The sequence below is a fragment of the Streptomyces sp. NPDC055103 genome, assembly GCF_053607625.1.
Map to the genome: position 1 here is coordinate 1 of NZ_JBSGTX010000191.1, position 1,205 is coordinate 1,205.

Here is a 1,205-nt window from a genome sequence, read left to right on the forward strand (position 1 = left end):
GCTGCACACCTACAATCACCACCGCGGACACACCGCGCTCGCAGGCAAACCACCCGCCAGCCGCGTCCCCAACCTCACAGGGCAATACATCTAGGTGTGCATCTGCCGGAGCTTGGTTACAGCGGGGTCTGGGCCTTCTGCTTGAGGCGTTCGTAGGGCGTTTGGCCGCCGAGGGCGCCGTGGGGGCGGTGGTAGTTGTAGTAGTCCTCCCACTCGCGGAGCTTGTCGTTGAAGACGCCGGTGTCGTCGATGACGACGCCGTCGAGCATGCGGTAGAACTCCTCGGCGTCAATGCGGTGGGAGCGCTCGACTTTGCCGTTGAGGTGCGGTGAGGCCGGTTTGATGTAGGTGTGGGCGATGCCTTTGTCGAGGACGTTCCAGTGGAAGACGGACTGGAACTCTGCGCCGTTGTCGGTCTGGATCACCTCGACGCGGAACGGTAGACGCTCCAGGACGTAGTCGAGGAACTGCACGGCGGTCTTCTGGTCGCACCGGGGGTAGATCCGCAGGACCCGCAGCCTTGTGCAGTCGTCGATGGCGGTGAACTGGTAGTACTTCGCCCGACGCCGCCGCTTGGGCGGGGTGCCGGTGACCGGCGCCGCGGCTGGGGCCTGCTCCGTGAGACCGATCGGTTCGATGAATTTTACGTCGATCTGGACTCGGTTGCCGGGCTGCTGCTTCTCGTAGCGGGTGTAGCGCTTGTCGTGCCGTTTGTAGCGTTGGGAGGCCGGCAGGCGGTTCATGCCCAGCTTCTTGAGGATGCGGTAGACGGCGGAGCAGGCGATGTCGATGTCGTGGTACCGCTTGAGGTACATCTTGATCTTCATCGGGCCGAAGTGGTAGTGCTGCCGCAGATAGACGATCTTGTTGACGACTTCAGCATCGGTGGCGTGCGGGCAGTGGTGGGGCCTGCTGGAGCGGTCACGCAGGCCCTCGAGGCCCTCGTCCTGGTAGCGGCGCAGCCACTTGTAGAAGCAGGTGCGGCTGATGCCGTAATAGCGGCACGTCAGCGCGACGTTCCCGGTGACTTCCTCGGCGTGGCGTAGGACCGCCAGGCGATGCTGGGCCTGGCGGTCCTGCTGCTGTTGCAGCGAAGGGGGCATGGCAGATCTGGAGTGACCCCCGAAATTCCGACACCTGGACGCTGGATGTTTCGTCATCCAGGGGAAGTGATCCAAGGTGGCAAAGCGGAAGAACTACCCCGA

General features: G+C 63.6%; 1 protein-coding gene. It reads right to left on the minus strand.

Annotated elements, in window-relative coordinates:
• Positions 1–116: 116 nt before the first annotated feature.
• Positions 117–1,103 carry an IS481 family transposase gene (locus tag ACWFR1_RS40440; protein ID WP_453561143.1) on the minus strand — a complete coding sequence of 329 codons (987 nt, stop codon included), beginning with the start codon at positions 1,101–1,103 and terminating at the stop codon, positions 117–119.
• Positions 1,104–1,205 lie beyond the last annotated feature (102 nt).